Below are 19091 nucleotides of genomic sequence, written 5' to 3'. Positions count from 1 at the left end.
CCGAACCCCGCCGCCGCCGACCCCGCCGAGGAGGCGATGGCACCGGTCGGCCCGGTGCCTGACGAGTGGTGGAAGGCCCTCGGCGTCTTCGACCTCGAGACGACCGGGATCGACGTCGAGACGGCCCGCATCGTCACGGCGCACGTCGGCCTGATCGACGCCGCCGGCGAGAGCATCGCCCACGGAGAATGGCTCGCCGACCCCGGCGTCGAGATCCCCGAGCAGGCCAGCGCCGTCCACGGCATCTCCACCGAGCGCGCCCGGGCCGAGGGGCGTCCGGCCGCCGAGGTGGTGGCCGAGATCGTCGCGGCTCTTCGTGCGGTCTTCGCCAGAGGCGTGCCCCTCGTGGTCTACAACGCCCCGTACGACCTCACGCTGCTCGACCGCGAGGCGCGTCGCCACGGCATCGAGCCGCTCGGCGAGGTGGGTGAGATCGGCTGCGTCGTCGATCCGCTCGTCATCGACAAGGCGGTCGACACCTACCGCAAAGGCAAAAGGACCCTCGAGGCCGCGGCGGGTGTCTACGGGGTCACCCTCGACGACGCCCACGACGCCGGCGCCGACGCCATCGCGGCGGGGCGAGTGGCCCAGGCGATGGCCAGGAGGTTCCCCGACAAGCTCGACATCCCCTCGACTCGGCTGCACGAGCTGCAGGTCGGCTGGTGCGCTGCGCAGGCGGAGAGCTTCCAGCAGTACATGCGCCGCAGCAAGGACCCGACGTTCACGGCGTCGGGCGAATGGCCGCACCGCTCGGTGAGCGCCTGACCCCTCCTCTCCCCCGCCGCGCAGCACCGGCCGCGGACGACGAACGGGGCGGTCCACCGAAGTGGACCGCCCCGTTCGCGGCGTGAAGGCTGCTGCCTACTTGCCGAAGTTCTTGTAGCGCGAGTTGAACTTCTCGACGCGACCGGCCGAGTCGAGGATGCGCTGCTTGCCCGTGTAGAACGGGTGCGACTCCGACGAGATCTCGACGTCGATGACCGGGTAGGTCTCACCGTCGAGCTCGATGGTCTTGTCGCTCGTCGTCGTGGAGCGCGTCAGGAACGTGGCGCCCGATGCGAGGTCGCGGAAGACGATCTGCTTGTACTCGGGGTGGATGTCGGTCTTCATGATTGTCCTAGGTCTAGCGAACGAGTGATGGAAGTGATGTCAGGGGACGTTGCCGTCGAGGCACGCGAGACGCGGATCTCGGGCCAGCTGTCAACGATACCAGACGGGCGGGCGGCATCGCAGGAGGCGCGGTCAACCGGCGGCGCGTGCCGAGTAGCGGCCATCGCGCACCTCGACCTCGAGCGAGACGCCGAACGTCGCGCCGAGGGTCTCGGCCGTCAGGACCTCGGCCAGGGGGCCCGAGGCGACGACGGATCCGTGGTCGAGCAGCAGGGCGTGCGTGAAGCCGCGCGGAACCTCCTCGACATGGTGGGTGACCATGACGATGGCCGGCGCGTCGTGCGACTGCGCGTAGCCGGAGAGCATCTGCAGGAGCTCCTCGCGCGCCCCGAGGTCGAGACTCGCGGCCGGTTCGTCGAGGAGCAGGAGCTCGGGGTCGGTCATCACCGCACGGGCGATCTGGACCCGCTTCTGCTCGCCGTCGCTGAGCTCCCCGAAGGTCCGGTCGGCCAGGTGGTCGAGGTTCCACTCGTCCAGCACGCGGTGGGCGCGGCGGACGTCCACGTTCTCGTACTCCTCGTTCCAGCGGCCCGTCACCGAGTAGGCGGCGGTGAGGACGACGTCGACGACCTTCTCCTTCGGGGGGATCCGTCGGGCGATGGTCGTCGATGCGAAACCGATCCGAGGGCGGAGGTCGAACAGGTCGACGGAACCCAGATCGCCGCCCAGCACCTCGGCGGTTCCGGACGACGGGTGCGATTGAGCGGCCGCGACCTGCAGCAGCGAGCTCTTGCCCGCGCCGTTGGGGCCGAGCACGACCCAGCGTTCTCCTGAGTCGACCGTCCAGCTGACGGAGTCGACGACGGCGGTGCCGTTCCGGACGATCGAGACATCGGTGAGCTGCAGGACGGTAGGCATGCGCATCAGCCTATCGACGCAGACCGGCGTAGACCTGGAGGGTCCGCTCGGCGATCCGCGACCAGGAGAACTCCTCCTCGGCGCGCATGCGACCCGCGCGACCCATGAGGGCGGCGAGCCCGGGGTCGGACACGACGTCGGTGAGGACGCCGGCGAGGTCGCGGACGAACCGGTCGGGGTCGGTCGGCGTCCCCGTCCCGTCCTGGGCCTGGTCGAGCGGGACGATCCGGCCGGTGAGGCCGTCGGCGACGACCTCGGGGATCCCTCCGGTGCCCGACCCGACGACCGGCACTCCGCAGGCCATGGCCTCGAGGTTGACGATGCCGAGGGGCTCGTAGATGGACGGGCAGACGAAGGTGGTCGCGGACGTCAGGACGGCGCTGAGCTCACGGCGGGGCAGGATCCGGTCGATCCAGACCACGCCCGTGCGTTCCTCCTGCAGTTCGTGGACGAGGCCCGTGACCTGGGCCATGATCTCGGGGGTGTCCGGGGCCCCGGCGCAGAGGACGAGCTGCACGTCGGCGGGCAGCAGTCGGGCTGCTCGGAGCAGGTAGGGCAGACCCTTCTGACGCGTGATCCGACCGACGAACACCACCGAGGGGCGATCGGGATCGATGCCGAGGCCGCGCACGATCTCGTCGTCGTGGACGGGCTGCCAGGCGTCGAGGTCGATGCCGTTGTAGACGACGCTGACCTTGGCCTCGTCGATGCCGGGGTAGGAGCGGAGGATGTCCCGGCGCATCCCGTCGCTGACGGCGATCACGGCGTCCGCGGTCTCGTAGGCCTGCCGCTCGATCCAGCTCGAGACGCGGTACCCGCCGCCGAGCTGCTCGGCCTTCCAGGGGCGCAGCGGCTCGAGGCTGTGGGCGGTGAGGACGTGGGGGACGTCGTGCAGCATCTGCGCCAGCTGGCCGGCCGCGTTGGCGTACCAGGTGTGGCTGTGCACGACGTCGGCGCCCGCGACGTCCTGGGCGGCGAGCAGATCCGTGCCGAGGGTGCGGAGGGTGGGGTTGGCCGACGCGAGCGCGGGGATGTCGGGGTATCCCGTGGTGCCCGCCTCGTCGTCGACCCGGCCGAAGGCGCGGACCCGCACGTCGATCGACTCCCGGAGGGCCTTCACGAGCTCGACGACGTGGACGCCGGCGCCTCCGTAGACGTTCGGCGGATATTCCTTGGTGATGACATCGACTCGCACGAGAGTCACCGTAGTCGTGCGGCGGCGAAACGTGCCATTCTGGGCCCATGGCATCAAAGAAGATCTTCGGCATCGTCCTCGCCGGCGGCGAAGGCAAACGTCTGATGCCGTTGACGGCCGACCGGGCCAAGCCCGCCGTCCCGTTCGGCGGCAACTACCGACTCATCGACTTCGCTCTCTCGAACCTGATCAACTCGGGTCTCCGGCAGATCGTCGTCCTGACCCAGTACAAGTCGCACAGCCTCGACCGGCATGTGTCCCAGACCTGGTCGATCGAGGGCCTGCTCGGCGCGTACGTCGCGTCCGTGCCCGCTCAGCAGCGGCTCGGCAAGCGCTGGTTCTCCGGCAGCGCCGACGCCATCCTGCAGAGCCTCAACCTGCTCCGCGACGAGAAGCCCGACATCGTCGTCGTGGTGGGCGCCGACCACGTGTACCGCATGGACTTCGCTGAGATGATCGACGCTCACATCGCCTCGGGCGCCGGCGTCACGGTGGCGGCCATCCGCCAGCCGATCTCGCTCGCCGACCAGTTCGGCGTCATCGAGGTCGACCCGGACGATCCGACCAGGATCGGGCGGTTCCTCGAGAAGCCGACCGACGCGACCGGGCTCCCCGACTCCCCCGACGAGATCCTGGCCTCGATGGGCAACTACGTCTTCGACGCCGACGTCCTCATCGACGCGGTGCTCCGCGACGGCGAGAAGACCGACTCCAACCACGACATGGGCGGCGACATCGTCCCCGACTTCGTGTCGCGCGGCGACGCGGCGGTCTACGACCTGAACCGCAACGAGGTCCCCGGAGCGACCGAGCGCGACCGCTACTACTGGCGCGACGTCGGAACGATCGACTCGTTCTACGACGCTCACCAGGACCTCATCTCGGCGCTCCCGATCTTCAACCTCTACAACACCGCCTGGCCCATCTTCAGCCAGCAGCTCAACTCGCCGCCGGCGAAGTTCGTGCGCGACGGCCACGGCAACCTCGGCACCACGATCGACTCGATCGTGTCGCTGGGCTCGCTGCTGTCCGGAGCCCACGTCGAACGGAGCGTCCTGGGGCCGTGGTGCACCCTCGACTCCGGCTCGAAGGTCGTCGACTCCGTCGTGTTCGAGCGGGCCCACATCGGTCCCGGTGCCACGGTGAACCGGGCGATCCTCGACAAGGACGTCGTGATCGCCGAGGGCGCCACCGTCGGCGTCGACCACGAGGCCGACCGGGCACGCGGCTTCACGGTGACGCCGTCGGGCATCACCGTCGTCGGCAAGGGCGTCCGCGTCGACCAGTGACGCTCCCGCGTCCTCCCGTGACGGAGCGTCGGGAGGTGCGGTGCAGCACCCGTAGTCTGGTCCTGTGCCGCGCTTCCTCACCGTCCTCGACGTCGACTCCACGCTGATCGAGGACGAGGTGATCGAGCTCCTGGCGGAGGCCGCCGGTTCGCGTGACGAGGTCGCTCGCATCACGCACAGCGCCATGGCCGGTGAGATCGACTTCGCCGACAGCCTGGCCGCCCGCGTCGAGACCCTCGCCGGGCTCCCGGTCTCGGTGTTCGACGAGGTGCGCGCGCGACTGCGGCTGACCCGCGGCGTCGAGCGTCTGATATCCGGGCTGCACGCTCAGGGCAGTGTGGTCGCAGTGGTCTCGGGCGGTTTCGACGAGATCCTGGATCCTCTGGCGCGGGAGCTGGGTCTCGACCGGTGGCGGGCCAACCGCCTCGAGGTCGCCTCGGGGCGCCTGACCGGTGCGACGACCGGTCCCGTGGTCGACGCCCGGGTCAAGGCGGACTCGTTGACCTCCTGGGCGGCCGAGTTCGACGTGCCCCTGGCGCAGACCGTCGCCGTCGGCGACGGCGCCAACGATCTCGAGATGATGCGGGTGGCGGGTCTGTCCGTCGCGTTCAACGCCAAACCCGCGGTGCGCGCCGTCGCCGACGTCGTCGTCTCGGACCCGGACCTCGCCCAGGTGCTCGCCCTGGTCGGCCTGTCGGACCGGCCCTGAGAGGAGGCGGCGCGGACCGACCGCCCGCGCCGCGCCTCCTCGTCGTCCCGTCTCGTCAGTGCCCCATGCCCAGGCCGCCGTCGACCGGGATGACGGCGCCCGAGATGTAGCCGGAGTCGTCGCCGGCGAGCCAGGTGACGGTCTTGGCCACCTCCGCCGCGGTGCCGAAGCGCGCGGCGGGGATCGCCTTCTTGTAGTCGGCCTGCGTCTGCTCGGGCAGGACGGCGGTCATGTCGGTCTCGACGAAGCCGGGCGCGACGACGTTCGCCGTGATGCCGCGGGCGCCGAGCTCGCGGGTGATCGAGCGGGCGAAGCCGACGAGGGCGCTCTTGGAGGCGGCGTAGTTCGCCTGCCCCGCTCCGCCGTAGAGGCCCACCACGCTCGACACGAGGACGATGCGGCCGAATCGGGCCTTCAGCATGCCCTTGGCGGCTCGCTTCACGACGCGGAACGCGCCTCCGAGGTTGGTGTCGACGACCGAGGAGAAGTCGTCCTCGGACATGCGGAGCAGCAGGACGTCCTTGGTGATGCCGGCGTTGGCGACGACGACCTCGACAGGGCCGAGCTCGGCCTCGACGGTGCTGAACGCCGCATCGATCGACGCCGCGTCGGTGACGTCGGCGACGACGGTGAGCGAGCCCTCGGGGCCCTCGCCGCTGCGGGCCGTCACGGCGACCCGGTGCCCCTGGGCGACGAACTCCTCGGCGATCGTGAAGCCGATCCCGCGGTTGCCGCCGGTGACGAGGACGGTTCGGGGCGTGGTCATTCGGGGTCTCCTTGCGGTGGGTTGTGCGAGGTCCGGTCGACGGACGGTTCACCAGCCTACTGTCGGGCACAGGCCTTAAGATCGTCCGAGGCGCCCGACCGTGACGCAGACAGAGCCCGTGAGTGAATTGAAGACATCGCAACCGATCACCTCGCTTCCGCCCTCGCCGGCGGACGACCGTCATGCCCGCATGGTGCGCTACCTCGTGGCGATGGGCATCCGCATCGTCTGCATCGCGCTGTGCTTCATCATCCCCTTGGGCTGGTGGACCCTCCTCCCCGTCGCGGGCGCCGTCCTCATCCCGTACTTCGCCGTCGTGCTGGTCAACGTCGGTCACGACCCCGGCCAGGACGTCGAGCGCCCCGGGACCATCGAGGCCTACCGCACGCCCGACCAGCCCTGGTCGCCGCCGACGGCCACGCCCAGCTGGCACGAGCCGAGCAGCGACGACGGCTCGGCCCGACGCGACCGCGGGTCCGCGGCGTGATGCTCGGGCTGGGCGCCCCGGGGCCGTCGGACGTCCAGTGCTCTCGGGCCGGCTGCTCGGAGATCGCGACGTTCGGGGTCAACTGGCGGAACCCGAAGATCCACGGCATCGAGCGGGTCAAGGTGTGGTCCGCCTGCGACGAGCACGTCGACTACCTGCGTGAGTTCCTCCTCGCGAGGGACTTCCCGGTGGTCGTCACGCCGGCAGGCGAGACGGTCGGGTCCGTCGGAGCGGCGTTGTGACGGGCTGGCGCTCCGTCCTGACCTCGAAGTGGCTCGGATACCTGGGCGTGGTCGTGGCGTTCGCGATCATCTGCGGCATGCTCGCGAACTGGCAGTGGAACCGCCACGAGGAGAAGATGGCCGTCGTCCATCAGCTCGAGCAGCGGTACGACGCCCCCGCCATGCCGTTGGACGAGGCGCTCCCGGCCCTCGACTCCTACGACCCCGCCGACGAGTGGCAGCCGGTCGAGATGACGGGCCGGTACCTCGTGGACGAGACGCTGCTCGTGCGCAACCGCCCCTACAACGGCCAGCCGGGCTTCGCCGTCCTCGTGCCGTTCCAGACCGACAGGGGCGGCGTGTTCGTGGTCGACCGGGGATGGGTGCCGACGGGCAACGACCAGGACGCCCCCGACGAGATCCCCGATCCCCCGGTGGGCGAGGTGACCGTGACCGCCCGGCTGAAGCCCGGCGAGCCCGCCGTGGGCGACCGGACCGCCGTGGCGGGGACGAACCAGATCGCGACGATCCAGCTCAGCGAGGTCCAGAAGCAGGTGGACGGCGCGATCTACACCGCGGCCTACGGCCAGCTCATGGCCGAGGACCCATCTCCCGCGGCCGCACCCGTGACGTACGCCGAGCCGGAGATCGACACCGGGCTCAACCTGTCGTACTTCGTGCAGTGGATCATGTTCGCGGCCGGGGCCTTCTTCTTCCTGTTCTACGTGATCCGCCAGGAGCAGCGGAACAGCCGGGCCGACGCCGAGGAGGGGCTCGACGACACCGACGGGCGTGACGACGAACGGCGTCGGCGACGCGACGCCAGGCCGCGGTCCGACAACGACGTCGAGGACGACATCCTCGACTCGGTCCCTCGCTGAGTCTCCCCCGGACGACGACGCCGCACCGCGGTCCGAGGCCGGCATCGTGTCGGGACACGGTGCCGGTGACGGAACGCGGTGCGGCGTGGTGGTCGGCCGGTCGGTCGGCTGGTCTCAGGCGAGGTTGATGAGCTCGCTGTAGTCGGGCGTCCAGTGGTCCTCGGTGCCCTCGGGCATGATCAGCACGCGCTCGGGATTGAGCGCCTCGACGGCGCCCTCGTCGTGGCTCACGAGCACGACGGCGCCCTCGTAGTTGGCGAGGGCGTCGAGGATCTCGAGCCGGCTGGCCGGGTCGAGGTTGTTCGTGGGCTCGTCGAGCAGCAGCACGTTCGCACCGGAGACGACGATCATCGCAAGGGCGAGGCGGGTCTTCTCGCCGCCGGACAGCACGCCCGCGGGCTTCGAGGAGTCGTCACCGGTGAAGAGGAACGAGCCCAGCACGCGCCGGGCCTCCATCTCGGTGATGTTCGGCGACGACGACACCATGTTCTCGAGGACGCTCCGCTTGACGTCGATCGTCTCGTGCTCCTGCGCGTAGTAGCCGACCCGGAGGCCGTGGCCGGGCTCGAGCTGCCCCGTGTCGGGCTCGTCGACGCCGGCGAGGATGCGCAGCAGCGTCGTCTTGCCCGCACCGTTCAGGCCCAGGATCACGACCTTCGAACCGCGGTCGATCGCGAGGTCGACGGCCGTGAAGATCTCGAGCGAGCCGTAGCTCTTGCTGAGGTTGGACGCCATGAGCGGCGTCTTGCCGCACGCCGCCGGCGTGGGGAAGCGGAGCTTCGCGACGCGGTCCACCGCGCGGACCTCCTCGAGGCCGGAGAGCAGCTTCTCGGCCCGCGCCACCATCTGGTGGGCCGCCGCCGCCTTCGAGGCCTTCGCCCCGAAGCGCGCGGCCTGCTTCTGGAGTGCGGAGGCCTGCTTCTCGGCGTTCGAGCGCTCCTTCTTGCGACGCTCCTCGTCGGCCGCGCGCTGGCGCTGGTAGTTGCGCCAGCCCATGTTGTAGATGTCGATGTTCTGACGGTTGGCGTCGAGGTAGAAGACGCGGTTGACGACCTCCTCGACCAGTTCGATGTCGTGGCTGATCACGATCACACCGCCCTGGTAGGTCTTCAGGTACTCGCGGAGCCAGACGACCGAGTCGGCGTCGAGGTGGTTGGTGGGCTCGTCGAGGATCATCGTGTCGGCGGCCGAGAAGAGGATGCGGGCCAGTTCGATGCGACGGCGCTGGCCGCCCGAGAGCGTCGACAGCGGCTGGTCGAGGATGCGGTCGGGCAGGCTCAGATTGCTGGCGATGGATGCCGCCTCGGCCTCGGCCGCGTAGCCGCCCAGGGCGTTGAAACGGTCGTCGAGGTCGCCGTAGCGCTTCATGGCGCGGGCCGCGACGGCGGGGTCGTCGCTGCCCATCTCCATCGAGGCCTCCTGGATCCCGAGCAGGATCTGCCCCAGACCGCGGGCGTCGAGGATGCGCGTGCGGGCGAGGTCCTCGATGTTGCCGCTACGGGGATCCTGCGGCAGGTAGCCGATCTCGCCGTTCCGTTCGATGGTTCCGCCGGTGGGCAGCGTCTCGCCGGCCAGCGTCTTCGTCATGGTGGTCTTGCCGGCGCCGTTCCGGCCGACGAGGCCGATCTTGTCGCCCTTGTCGACGCGGAAGGTCACGTCTTCCATCAGCAGGCGCGCGCCGACGCGGATCTCGAGGTCGTGCACGGAAAGCACAGCAGAAGTCCAATCGATTGGGGAGATGTCCACAACGCCGCCCGCCGTTGGGTCGCCCCTAAAATGAACACATCGTGTCGCGAGGGGTCATGCGCATGGCCGTCGACCCGCCCTCAGGCCGATCAACCTTCCCATTCTAGGAGACTGCATGACGAACGCCACCGCATCGACCAATCGGCCGGTGCTCGCCGACCGGCTCGTGACCTCGAGCCGGGCCACCGACGCCGCCCTCGTGCTCGGCGGCGTCGCCGTCGTGTCGGTGCTCGCGCAGGTGCAGGTGCCGCTCTGGCCGGTCCCGGTGACGGGCCAGACGCTCGGCGTCATGCTCGTCGGTGCCAGCCTCGGCGCCCGGCGCGGGGCCCTCTCGCTGCTGACCTACATGCTCCTGGGCCTGGCCGGCCTGCCGATCTTCGCCGAGTTCTCGGGCGGACCGCTCAGCGTGCTGAAGCCCAGCTTCGGCTTCGTCATCGGCTTCGTGTTCGCGGCCGCCCTCATCGGCTGGCTGTCGGAGCGCGACTGGGACAAGAGATGGCTCCTGTCCGCGGCGGCCTTCTTCGCGGCGAGTCTCGTGCCCTTCGTGGTCGGCCTGCCCTACCTCGCCGTCGTCCTCGGTCAGCTCGGCTTCGCCAACGACCCGCAGAGCGTGCTCGCCGCCGGCCTCTACCCGTTCATCGTGGGCGGCGTCGCCAAATGGCTGATCGCCGCCGCCGCGCTGCCCCTGGCCTGGCGCGGACTGGACCGCCTCGGGCGGTGAGCCGATGAGGGGGCGCGATCCGCGCCTCCTCGGCCCCACTCCCCCGACGAGAGAACCCCCGACCGAAGGACGGTCGGGGGTTCTCTCGTGCGCGGCGAGCTCAGATCGAGAAGCCGATCGAGCGCATCATGTCGCGCCCGTCGTCCGTGATCCGCTCGGGACCCCACGGCGGCATCCACACCCAGTTGATGCGGAACGCGTCGACGACCCCGTCGAGGGCGTTCGCCGTGTCGCCCTCGATGACGTCGGTAAGCGGGCAGCCCGCGGAGGTCAACGTCATGCTGATGATGAGGGCGTTCTCGTGCTCCTCGTCCATCGCCAGGTCGTAGATCAGGCCCAGATCGACGATGTTGACGCCGAGCTCGGGGTCGACGACCTCCTTCAGGGCCTCGGCGACCTCGTCGAACTTCTCGGGCGCGAGTGCGACGGCCATGGTCAGTTCACCGTCGCGGCGGCCTCGGCGGCCGCGGTGACGTAACGGTCGTAGCCCTCGTCCTCGAGGCGGTCGGCCAGCTCCGGGCCGCCCTGCTCGGCGACGTGGCCGTCGACGAAGACGTGGACGAAGTCCGGCTTGATGTAGCGGAGGATGCGCGTGTAGTGCGTGATCATCAGGAGTCCGAGGCCGGTGTTGGCCTTGGCGCGGTTGACGCCCTCGGAGACGATCTTGAGCGCGTCGACGTCGAGTCCGGAGTCGGTCTCGTCGAGGACGGCGAACTTCGGCTTGAGCAGCTCGAGCTGCATGATCTCGTGACGCTTCTTCTCGCCACCCGAGAAGCCCTCGTTGACGTTGCGCTCGGCGAAGGACGGGTCCATCTTGAGGTCCGACATGTGGGTGCGGAGGTCCTTGACCCAGCTGCGGATCGCCGGCGCCTCACCGTCGAGGGCGGTCTTCGCCGTCCGGAGGAAGTTGGCGACCGTGACCCCCGGGATCTCGACGGGGTACTGCATGGCCAGGAAGAGACCGGCCTTGGCGCGCTCGTCGACCGACATCTCGAGCACCTCGCGGCCGTCGAGGAGGATGGAGCCCCCGTCGACGTTGTAGCGGGGGTGGCCGGCGATCGTGTAGGCGAGGGTGGACTTGCCGGACCCGTTGGGGCCCATGACGGCGTGGATCTCGCCCTCGTTGATGGTGAGGTCGACGCCCTTGAGGATGGGCTTGACGCCCTGGTCGGTGTCGATGCTGACCTTGAGGTCGCGGATCTCGAGTGTGGACATGATGCGGTTTCCTTACTGTGCGACGCCGGCGGGAGACGTCGACGCGCTGGTGTCGACGTACACGTCGCCGTCGACGACGGAGACGGCGAAGACCGGGACGGGTTCGTAGGCGGGGAGGGTGAGGGGCTTGCCGGTCGTCAGCTCGAACTTCGAGCCGTGTGCCCAGCATTCGAGCGTGTCGTCCTCGACGAAGCCCTCGGCGAGCGAGATGTCGCCGTGGGTGCAGGTGTCGCCGATCGCGTGGATCGTCCCCGCGCTGTCCTTGACGACGGCGACGGCGACGCCGTCGATGACGACGCGGAGCGCCTGAGCGGGGGTGACGTCGTCGACGCCGCAGACCTTGGTGGCCACTAGCGCACTCCCCCGGTCGTCGGCGCCGAGGTCAGTTCGACCTCGAGGGCGGCGATGAGGCGGTCCTGCAGTCCGGGCTCGCCGATCTTCTGCACGACCTCGCTGAGGAAGCCGAGGACGACGAGACGACGGGCCTCGTCTTCGGAGATGCCCCGCGACTGGAGGTAGAAGAGGTGCTCGTCGTCGAAGCGTCCGGTCGCGCTGGCGTGACCGGCGCCCTGGATGTCACCCGTCTCGATCTCCAGGTTCGGGATCGAATCGGCCCGGGTCCCCTCGCTGAGGACGAGGTTGCGGTTCTGCTCGTAGCTGTCGGTCCCCGGCGCGGAACGGCCGATGAGGACGTCGCCGATCCAGACCGTCCGGGCCCCCTCGCCCTGCAGCGCGCCCTTGTAGTTGACGCGGCTGCGTGAGTTCGGGGCGTCGTGGTTGACGTAGACCTGCTGCTCGAGGTGCTGACCGGCGTCGGCGAAGTACACGCCGTAGAGTTCGGTGTCCGAGCCCTGGCCGGCGAGGTGAGCCGACGGGTTGACCCGCACGACGGAACCGCCGAGGCTGACCACGAAGTGCTTGAGCTGCGCGTCGCGGCCGATGGTCGCGAAGTGGCTGGCCAGGTGGATGGCGTCGTCGTCCCACTCCTGCAGGGTGACGACCGTGAGGTGCGCACCCTCGTCGACGACGATCTCGACGTTCTCGACCAGCTGGGCCGAGCCGGTGTTGCGCAGCACGACCAGGGAGGTCGTGTTCGCCGTGGCGTGGATCAGGGTGTGCCCTGAGCGCGGCTCGGAGTCGAGCCCCGAGCGGCCGATCGTCACGGTGGAGGGCTCGTCGCCCGTCAGGGTCACGGCGAGCACCTTCTCGACGCTGGACCAGGCGTTGGCCGAGGCCTTGTCCTCCGGCGTGCCGGCTGTCCCGACCCGCGGGTCGGAGGGGTCGACCCAGTCGACGACCGCACCGCCGGTCTCCCGTGCGAGATAGGCGTAGGGAGAGCCGTCGAGCGTGCCGTCGATGAGCGGCCGGAGGCGCGTGACCGGACTGAGCTTCCAGTCGACCTCGCGTCCGGTCACGTCGGGGAAGGCGTTCGGATCGGTGGACGTGAAGCGCTCGGACCGGGTCTGAACGGGCACGAGCCCCCATCCGCCGTCGGTGTGGGCTCCGGCGCCGTGCTGAACGCGCTCGGAGGTGGTGCTGTCTGCTGTGGTGGGTGCTGCGGCGGACATCTAGCCGACGGATCCTTCCATGCTCATCTCGATGAGCTTGTTGAGTTCGAGTGCGTACTCCATCGGCAGCTCGCGGGCGATCGGCTCGATGAACCCGCGGACGATCATGGCCATGGCCTCGTCCTCGGCCATGCCGCGGGACATCAGGTAGAAGAGCTGCTCCTCGCTGACCCGGGACACCGTGGCCTCGTGCCCGAGCTGGACGTCGTCCACGCGGATGTCGATGGCGGGGTAGGTGTCCGAGCGCGACATGGTGTCGACCAGGAGGGCGTCGCACCGCACCGTGTTCGCGGAGTGGTGCGCGGCCTCGTCGACCCGGACCTCGCCGCGGTAGCCTGCCCGACCGCCGCCGCGGGCGATGGACTTCGACACGATGGAGGACGTCGTGTAGGGCGCCATGTGGATCATCTTGGCGCCGGCGTCCTGGTGCTGGCCCGGACCGGCGAAGGCGACCGACAGGGTCTCGCCCTTCGCGTGCTCTCCGACCAGGTAGATCGAGGGGTACTTCATGGTGACCTTCGACCCGATGTTGCCGTCGATCCATTCCATCGTCGCGCCCTCGTGGGCGATGGCGCGCTTGGTGACCAGGTTGTAGACGTTGTTCGACCAGTTCTGGATCGTCGTGTAGCGGACGCGTGCGTTCTTCTTGACGATGATCTCGACGACGGCGGAGTGCAGCGAGTCGGACTTGTAGATCGGGGCGGTGCAGCCCTCGATGTAGTGGACGTAGCTGTCCTCGTCGGCGATGATCAGCGTTCGCTCGAACTGGCCCATGTTCTCGGTGTTGATCCGGAAGTAGGCCTGGAGCGGGATCTCGACGTGGACCCCCTTCGGCACGTACACGAACGATCCACCCGACCAGACCGCGGTGTTCAGAGCCGCGAACTTGTTGTCGCCGGCCGGGATGACCGTGCCGAAGTACTCCTGGAAGAGCTCGGGGTGCTCGCGCAGCGCCGTGTCGGTGTCCATGAAGATGACGCCCTGGGCCTCGAGGTCCTCACGGATCTGGTGGTAGACGACCTCGGACTCGTACTGCGCGGCGACGCCGGCGACGAGGCGGTTGCGCTCGGCCTCGGGGATGCCGAGCTTCTCGTACGTGTTCTTGATGTCGTCGGGGAGCTCGTCCCAGGTGGTCGCCTGCTTCTCGGTCGACCGCACGAAGTACTTGATGTTGTCGAAGTCGATGCCCGAGAGGTCGGCTCCCCAGGTCGGCATCGGCTTGCGCTCGAAGAGCGTCAGGCCCTTGAGGCGGTTCTTGAGCATCCACTCGGGCTCGCTCTTGAGGGAGGAGATGTCGGTGACCACCTCGGGCGACACTCCACGGCGCGCGGACGCTCCGGCGGCGTCGGAGTCGGACCAGCCGAACTCGTACTGCCCCAGGCCTTCGAGCTCTGGTCGATCGATCAACACGTCTGACATCTCTACCTCTTTCTCGTGCCAGGCCGAACGCGTGGTCTCGGGTGTGCATTCCCACGTCGTTCCTCTGGCCCAGCTGCTCGCGGTGCGAGGAGAACACACCCGTCGGACGTGGTCCGCGCCTCCGGGCCGCCGTCTTCACGGTCGGCTGACAGGGGCGCGTTGCCTAGACTCGGGTAACAGCGGGATGGCCACGCCACCCTGATGCAGCGTGGTCTGGGCAGACCAGCGGCGTCGTCGTCGACACCGCGCCGGGTTGTGTTCCTGAACCCGTTGATTCTACAGGTCGAAGCGCCGAAAGCGATGAAAGGCAGCAGTTCGTGAGCAACGCACAGGTGGGTGGAGCCGGAGTGGTCTCGCGGTTGAGGTCGTGGTTGCCCACGACCGTCGATCGAGGGGTGCGATTCATCGCATGGGCGTCGTTCGCGTGCCAGGTCCTCCTGATCGGCACGGGAGGCGCGGTCCGGCTGACCGGGTCGGGGCTCGGCTGCCCGACGTGGCCGCGCTGCACGGCCGACTCGTTCGTCAGCACTCCCGAGATGGGCATCCACGGCGTCATCGAGTTCGGCAACCGCCTGCTGACGTTCGTGCTGACCCTCATCGTGATCCTCGCGTTCCTCGCGGTCATCCGGATGCGGGCGGTGCGTCGCGACCTCTTCGTCCTGACTCTCGTCCAGGGACTCGGCATCCCGTTCCAGGCCGCCCTCGGCGGGATCACCGTCCTGACGGGCTTGAACCCTTACATCGTGGGGGCCCACTTCGTCGTCTCGATCTTCCTGGTCGCGCTCACGACAGTGCTCCTCTGGCGCGTCTACCGCGGCCCGCGGGGGACGTACGCGGCGACGCCCCGTGGATACGCCCGACTCGTCCACGTGGCTGCAGGCGTCGTGGGCGTCACCGTGATCGTCGGCATCCTGACGACGGGCTCCGGTCCGCACGCCGGCGACGCCGCGACGCCTCGCAACGGACTCGATCCCGCGGTGATGGACCACGTGCACAGCTGGCCCGCGTACGCGACGCTCGCGCTCACCCTCGGGATCGTGGCGTGGACCCTGCGCGCGGGGCTCCCCCGGCGCTTCCCCCTGATGCTGCTCGGGGTCGAACTCGTGCAGATCGCGGTCGGGATCACCCAGGCGCGCACCGGTCTGCCGCCGGCGCTCGTGGGCACGCACATGGTGCTGTCGGCCCTGCTCGTCGCGGCGATGACCGCCGTCGTGCTGTCGCTCCGGAACGACCAGGCCCCCGACGAGGCCGACGCGCCCGTCGACGCAGCGGCCGTCCGCATCTGACGCTCTCGTCCGCGTCTGACGCTCTCGTCGGCGTCTGACGCTCTCGTCGACGTCTGACGCCGGGACGTGACGACCGGCCTGTGCGGTGGTGGCCATGGGCACCGGGTGGTCGTCGCGCTCATCCTGGATGGGATGTCGCCCTTACCCGCCGGCAGGTCGCTCACGCCAGGTGACGATGACTCGGACGCGAGACCGTCCGATCCGCGGTGATCCGCTCCGGGAAGCGACCCCGTGGGTCAGAACGGGAGGAGCGGGTCGATGCCGACGGCGACGAAGAGGAGCGTCAGGTACGTGATCGAGCTGTGGAACACGCGCATGGGGCGGACCTCGGCCACGTGCTGGATCGCGCGGCTGTAGAGACGGTGGGCCTCCCAGATGAACCAGAGGCCGCTCGCGGCGGCGACGACGGTGTAGACGACGCCCATCCCGGCCACCGGGACGAGGAGGAGCGAGCAGGCCACGGTCGCCCACGCGTACAGGATGACCTGCAGACCGACGATCGAGCGACCGCGGACGACGGAGAGCATTGGGACGTCGGCGGCCGCGTAGTCGTCGCGGTACTTCATGGACAGGGGCCAGTAGTGCGGCGGGGTCCACAGGAAGATCACCATGAACAGGATCACGGGAGCCCAGGAGAGGTCGTTGGTCACGGCGGCCCAGCCGATGAGCACCGGCATGCACCCGGCGATCCCGCCCCAGACGATGTTCTGGGGGGTGCGTCGCTTGAGCCAGAGCGTGTAGACGACGACGTAGAAGAGGATGGCCCCGAGAGACAGCGCCGCCGAGAGGAGGTTGACCGTGAGGGCGAGCCAGGCGATCGACGCCACCCCGACGACGTAGGAGAAGATCAGGGCCTCGCGGTCCGTGACCTCGCCGGTCACGAGAGGGCGCCCCTGGGTGCGCTTCATGATGCGGTCGATGTCGCGATCGATGTAGCAGTTGAAGGCGGAGGCCGAGCCGGCGCTCAGAGCACCGCCGATCAGCGTCGCGGCGACGAGCCAGAGGTTCGGCACTCCGCCCTGGGCCAGGAACATGGTCGGAGCGGTGGTGACGAGCAGGAGCTCCATCACGCGGGGTTTCGTGAGGGCGACGTAGGCCCGAGCCTTGCGACGGATGCCCCGGGGTGCGGTGTCGGGGCGGGTGTCAACAGCTGCGGTCATGAGTCCTCTAACGAGATGAGCGGTTTGCTCGAAAAGTCTAGGCGATGAACGTCGGCTCTGACGGCTCTCTGGGAGTCACGTGCGGGCGGGACCGGCACGTTCGTCCCTATACTGACAGGTGCTTGCCAGTCGCACGCCCGTTCGGCGCTGGAATCTCCGACATCGGAACCCCAATTTCCCCGTCTTGATCCCACCCCGCGGTGTGCGTTCGACCGAAGCCGACGACGTCTCGGCAGGCGCATGTCAGCGCGGGAGCGAATCGACCCCGCGCAATTCGCATCAAGAAGGGTCAACTTCCAGTGGCAGATCTGCAATGGGAATCCATTGACAACAAGGCAGTCGACACGGTCCGCGTCCTCGCGGCCGACGCGGTCGAGAAGGTCGGAAACGGCCACCCCGGAACAGCGATGAGCCTCGCGCCCGCCGCCTACCTCCTCTTCCAGAAGGTCATGCGCCGCGACCCGAGCGACAGCGAGTGGATCGGTCGCGACCGTTTCATCCTCTCGGTCGGACACAGCTCGCTGACGCAGTACATCCAGTTCTACCTCGGCGGCTACGGCCTCGAGCTCGACGACCTCAAGGCCCTCCGCACGTGGGGATCCAAGACCCCGGGGCACCCCGAGTACGGTCACACCGACGGCGTCGAGATCACGACCGGCCCGCTCGGCCAGGGCCTGGCCTCCGCCGTCGGCATGGCCTACGCCGCCCGCTTCGAGCGCGGCCTCTTCGACCCGGAGGCGGCAGCGGGCACCTCGCCCTTCGACCACTTCGTGTACGTCATCGCCGGCGACGGCGACCTGCAGGAGGGCGTGACCAGCGAGGCCTCGTCGCTCGCGGGCCACCAGCAGCTCGGCAACCTCGTCGTGATCTACGACTCGAACCAGATCTCGATCGAGGACGACACCAACATCGCCTTCACCGAGGACGTCAAGAAGCGCTACGAGGCGTACGACTGGCAGGTCCAGGTCGTCGACTGGAAGAAGACGGGCGAGTACGTCGAGGACGTCAAGGCCCTCAACGAAGCCGTCGAGGCGGCCAAGGCCGAGACGAGCAAGCCGTCGCTGATCATCCTGAAGACGATCATCGGCTGGCCCTCGCCGAAGAAGCAGAACTCCGGCAAGATCCACGGCTCCGCCCTGGGCGCCGAAGAGGTGGCCGGTCTGAAGGAGATCCTCGGATTCGACCCCGAGAAGAACTTCGACGTCGACCCCGAGGTCCTCTCGCACACGCGCCAGGCCGTCGAGCGCGGACAGGCTCAGCACGCGGAGTGGAAGACCGAGTTCGACGCGTGGGCTGCAGCCAACCCCGAGAAGAAGACGCTGCTCGACCGCGTCCTCAAGGGCGAGCTCCCCGCCGAGCTCGAGTCGGCCCTGCCGGTCTTCGGCACCGACAAAGAGGTCTCCACCCGCGCCGCGTCCGGCAAGGTCATCAACGCGATCGCCGGCGTCGTCCCCGAGTTCTGGGGCGGCTCGGCCGACCTGGCCGAGTCGAACCTGACCACCATCGCGGGGGGCGGCTCGTTCGTGCCCACCGAGTGGTCGACTCACGAGTGGCAGGGCAACCCCTACGGTCGCGTGCTGCACTTCGGCATCCGCGAGCACGCCATGGGCTCGATCATGAACGGCATCGCCCTGCACGGCAACACGCGCGTGTTCGGCGGCACCTTCCTGATCTTCAGCGACTACATGCGGCCCGCCGTCCGCCTCGCCGCGCTGATGAAGTCCCCGGTCACCTACGTCTGGACCCACGACTCCGTGGCTCTCGGCGAGGACGGCCCGACGCACCAGCCGGTCGAGCAGCTCGCCGCCCTGCGTGCGATCCCCGACTTCGACGTCGTGCGACCGGCCGACGCCAACGAGACCGCCTGGGCCTGGAAGACCATCCTCGACCGCCACAGCGGTCCGGCCGGTCTCGCGCTCAGCCGTCAGAACCTGCCCGTCTTCGAGCGTGGCGAGGGCGACGCCTCCGGCGAGGTCTTCGCTTCGGCGAAGAACGTCGCGAAGGGCGCGTACGTCCTGGCCGAGGCACCGGGAGGCACGCCGGACGTGATCCTGATCGCGACCGGCTCCGAGGTCCAGATCGCCGTCGAGGCCCGCGAGGTCCTCCGTGGCGAGGGCATCAACGCCCGCGTCGTGTCGGCTCCCAGCCTCGAGTGGTTCGACGAGCAGACCGCCGAGTACCGCGAGTCGGTCCTCCCCGCCGCCGTCAAGGCCCGCGTCTCGATCGAAGCCGGTGTGGCCATGCCGTGGCGCGGCATCGTCGGCGACGCCGGCCGCAGCGTGTCGATCGAGCACTTCGGCGCCTCGGCCGACTACAAGACGCTCTACCGCGAGTTCGGCATCACCACCGAAGCCGCCGTCGCAGCCGTCAAGGACTCGCTGGCTGCTCTCTGAGCGCCGG

Annotated in this window: 20 protein-coding genes; 9 read left to right on the top strand and 11 right to left on the bottom strand. The window is 69.1% G+C overall.

Annotated elements, in window-relative coordinates; all coding sequences use genetic code 11:
- Positions 1 to 36: 36 nt before the first annotated feature.
- Positions 37 to 765 carry a 3'-5' exonuclease gene (locus FFA01_RS01320; protein WP_146852405.1) on the top strand — a complete coding sequence of 243 codons (729 nt, stop codon included), beginning with the start codon at positions 37 to 39 and terminating at the stop codon, positions 763 to 765.
- 96 nt (positions 766 to 861) lie between these two features.
- Here FFA01_RS01320 and FFA01_RS01315 read toward each other — a convergent pair whose 3' ends face one another.
- From FFA01_RS01315 to glgA, 3 genes are all read right to left on the bottom strand, one after another.
- Positions 862 to 1110 (bottom strand): type B 50S ribosomal protein L31, encoded by a 249-nt coding sequence (locus FFA01_RS01315; RefSeq protein ID WP_043594989.1) that lies wholly within the window; start codon positions 1108 to 1110, stop codon positions 862 to 864.
- A 132-nt stretch (positions 1111 to 1242) separates the two neighbouring features.
- Entirely contained in the window at positions 1243 to 2028 is a 786-nt protein-coding gene (locus tag FFA01_RS01310) for an ABC transporter ATP-binding protein (protein ID WP_146852190.1), read from the bottom strand.
- Positions 2029 to 2038: 10 nt separating this feature from the next.
- Entirely contained in the window at positions 2039 to 3223 is a 1185-nt protein-coding gene (glgA, locus tag FFA01_RS01305) for a glycogen synthase (protein ID WP_146852188.1), read from the bottom strand.
- A gap of 47 nt (positions 3224 to 3270) precedes the next feature.
- On the opposite strand from glgA, the gene FFA01_RS01300 reads away from it, so the two are divergent.
- Together FFA01_RS01300 and serB are read left to right on the top strand one after the other, a co-directional pair.
- Positions 3271 to 4512: a glucose-1-phosphate adenylyltransferase gene (locus tag FFA01_RS01300; protein WP_146852186.1), complete on the top strand. Its 1242-nt coding sequence runs from the start codon at positions 3271 to 3273 to the stop codon at positions 4510 to 4512.
- A gap of 64 nt (positions 4513 to 4576) precedes the next feature.
- Complete coding sequence (gene serB / locus FFA01_RS01295) at positions 4577 to 5221, top strand: phosphoserine phosphatase SerB (protein WP_146852184.1); 645 nt, start codon at positions 4577 to 4579, stop codon at positions 5219 to 5221.
- Positions 5222 to 5276: 55 nt separating this feature from the next.
- Here the strand turns inward: serB and fabG are convergent, their stop codons facing one another.
- Positions 5277 to 5987, bottom strand: a complete 711-nt coding sequence (gene fabG / locus FFA01_RS01290; protein ID WP_146852182.1) for a 3-oxoacyl-ACP reductase FabG — start codon at positions 5985 to 5987, stop codon at positions 5277 to 5279.
- A gap of 118 nt (positions 5988 to 6105) precedes the next feature.
- Between fabG and FFA01_RS01285 the strand changes: the two genes are divergently transcribed.
- The 3 genes from FFA01_RS01285 to FFA01_RS01275 are packed head-to-tail and all read left to right on the top strand — an operon-like array spanning position 6106 to position 7576.
- A complete protein-coding gene (locus FFA01_RS01285) occupies positions 6106 to 6474 on the top strand; it encodes a DUF3099 domain-containing protein (protein ID WP_244289635.1) in 369 nt (122 codons plus the stop codon).
- Positions 6474 to 6716, top strand: a complete 243-nt coding sequence (locus FFA01_RS01280; protein WP_146852401.1) for a hypothetical protein — start codon at positions 6474 to 6476, stop codon at positions 6714 to 6716. The genes FFA01_RS01285 and FFA01_RS01280 overlap by 1 nt, the downstream gene beginning before the upstream one ends.
- A complete protein-coding gene (locus FFA01_RS01275; RefSeq protein ID WP_146852180.1) occupies positions 6713 to 7576 on the top strand; it encodes an SURF1 family cytochrome oxidase biogenesis protein in 864 nt (287 codons plus the stop codon). The genes FFA01_RS01280 and FFA01_RS01275 overlap by 4 nt, the downstream gene beginning before the upstream one ends.
- Before the next feature lie 114 nt (positions 7577 to 7690).
- Here FFA01_RS01275 and FFA01_RS01270 read toward each other — a convergent pair whose 3' ends face one another.
- Positions 7691 to 9289, bottom strand: a complete 1599-nt coding sequence (locus tag FFA01_RS01270) for an ABC-F family ATP-binding cassette domain-containing protein (protein WP_146852178.1) — start codon at positions 9287 to 9289, stop codon at positions 7691 to 7693.
- Between the two features lie 148 nt (positions 9290 to 9437).
- Here FFA01_RS01270 and FFA01_RS01265 point away from each other — a divergent pair, with 148 nt between their 5' ends.
- Positions 9438 to 10043 (top strand): biotin transporter BioY, encoded by a 606-nt coding sequence (locus FFA01_RS01265; RefSeq protein ID WP_146852176.1) that lies wholly within the window; start codon positions 9438 to 9440, stop codon positions 10041 to 10043.
- A gap of 100 nt (positions 10044 to 10143) precedes the next feature.
- Here FFA01_RS01265 and FFA01_RS01260 read toward each other — a convergent pair whose 3' ends face one another.
- The 5 genes from FFA01_RS01260 to sufB are packed head-to-tail and all read right to left on the bottom strand — an operon-like array spanning position 10144 to position 14245.
- Positions 10144 to 10476 (bottom strand): metal-sulfur cluster assembly factor, encoded by a 333-nt coding sequence (locus FFA01_RS01260; RefSeq protein ID WP_146852174.1) that lies wholly within the window; start codon positions 10474 to 10476, stop codon positions 10144 to 10146.
- A gap of 2 nt (positions 10477 to 10478) precedes the next feature.
- The gene (gene sufC, locus FFA01_RS01255) at positions 10479 to 11258 is read right to left on the bottom strand and encodes a Fe-S cluster assembly ATPase SufC (RefSeq protein ID WP_146852172.1); all 780 of its coding nucleotides are present in this window, start codon (positions 11256 to 11258) and stop codon (positions 10479 to 10481) included.
- 12 nt (positions 11259 to 11270) lie between these two features.
- Positions 11271 to 11609, bottom strand: a complete 339-nt coding sequence (locus FFA01_RS01250; RefSeq protein WP_146852170.1) for a non-heme iron oxygenase ferredoxin subunit — start codon at positions 11607 to 11609, stop codon at positions 11271 to 11273.
- Entirely contained in the window at positions 11609 to 12826 is a 1218-nt protein-coding gene (gene sufD / locus FFA01_RS01245) for a Fe-S cluster assembly protein SufD (protein WP_146852168.1), read from the bottom strand. Before sufD ends, FFA01_RS01250 begins: the two co-directional genes overlap by 1 nt.
- Entirely contained in the window at positions 12827 to 14245 is a 1419-nt protein-coding gene (sufB, locus tag FFA01_RS01240; protein ID WP_146852166.1) for a Fe-S cluster assembly protein SufB, read from the bottom strand.
- Positions 14246 to 14640: 395 nt separating this feature from the next.
- Here sufB and FFA01_RS01235 point away from each other — a divergent pair, with 395 nt between their 5' ends.
- Positions 14641 to 15531: a COX15/CtaA family protein gene (locus tag FFA01_RS01235; RefSeq protein WP_244289634.1), complete on the top strand. Its 891-nt coding sequence runs from the start codon at positions 14641 to 14643 to the stop codon at positions 15529 to 15531.
- Positions 15532 to 15767: 236 nt separating this feature from the next.
- Here the strand turns inward: FFA01_RS01235 and FFA01_RS01230 are convergent, their stop codons facing one another.
- Complete coding sequence (locus tag FFA01_RS01230; protein WP_146852164.1) at positions 15768 to 16691, bottom strand: heme o synthase; 924 nt, start codon at positions 16689 to 16691, stop codon at positions 15768 to 15770.
- Between the two features lie 299 nt (positions 16692 to 16990).
- Between FFA01_RS01230 and tkt the strand changes: the two genes are divergently transcribed.
- Positions 16991 to 19084 (top strand): transketolase, encoded by a 2094-nt coding sequence (tkt, locus tag FFA01_RS01225; RefSeq protein ID WP_146852162.1) that lies wholly within the window; start codon positions 16991 to 16993, stop codon positions 19082 to 19084.
- Positions 19085 to 19091 lie beyond the last annotated feature (7 nt).

This window comes from Frigoribacterium faeni, from assembly GCF_007988805.1.
GTDB classification, from domain to species: Bacteria; Actinomycetota; Actinomycetes; order Actinomycetales; family Microbacteriaceae; genus Frigoribacterium; species Frigoribacterium faeni.
The sequence above is the reverse complement of the archived record's forward strand: the minus strand, read 5'-3'. Positions and strand labels throughout refer to the sequence as shown.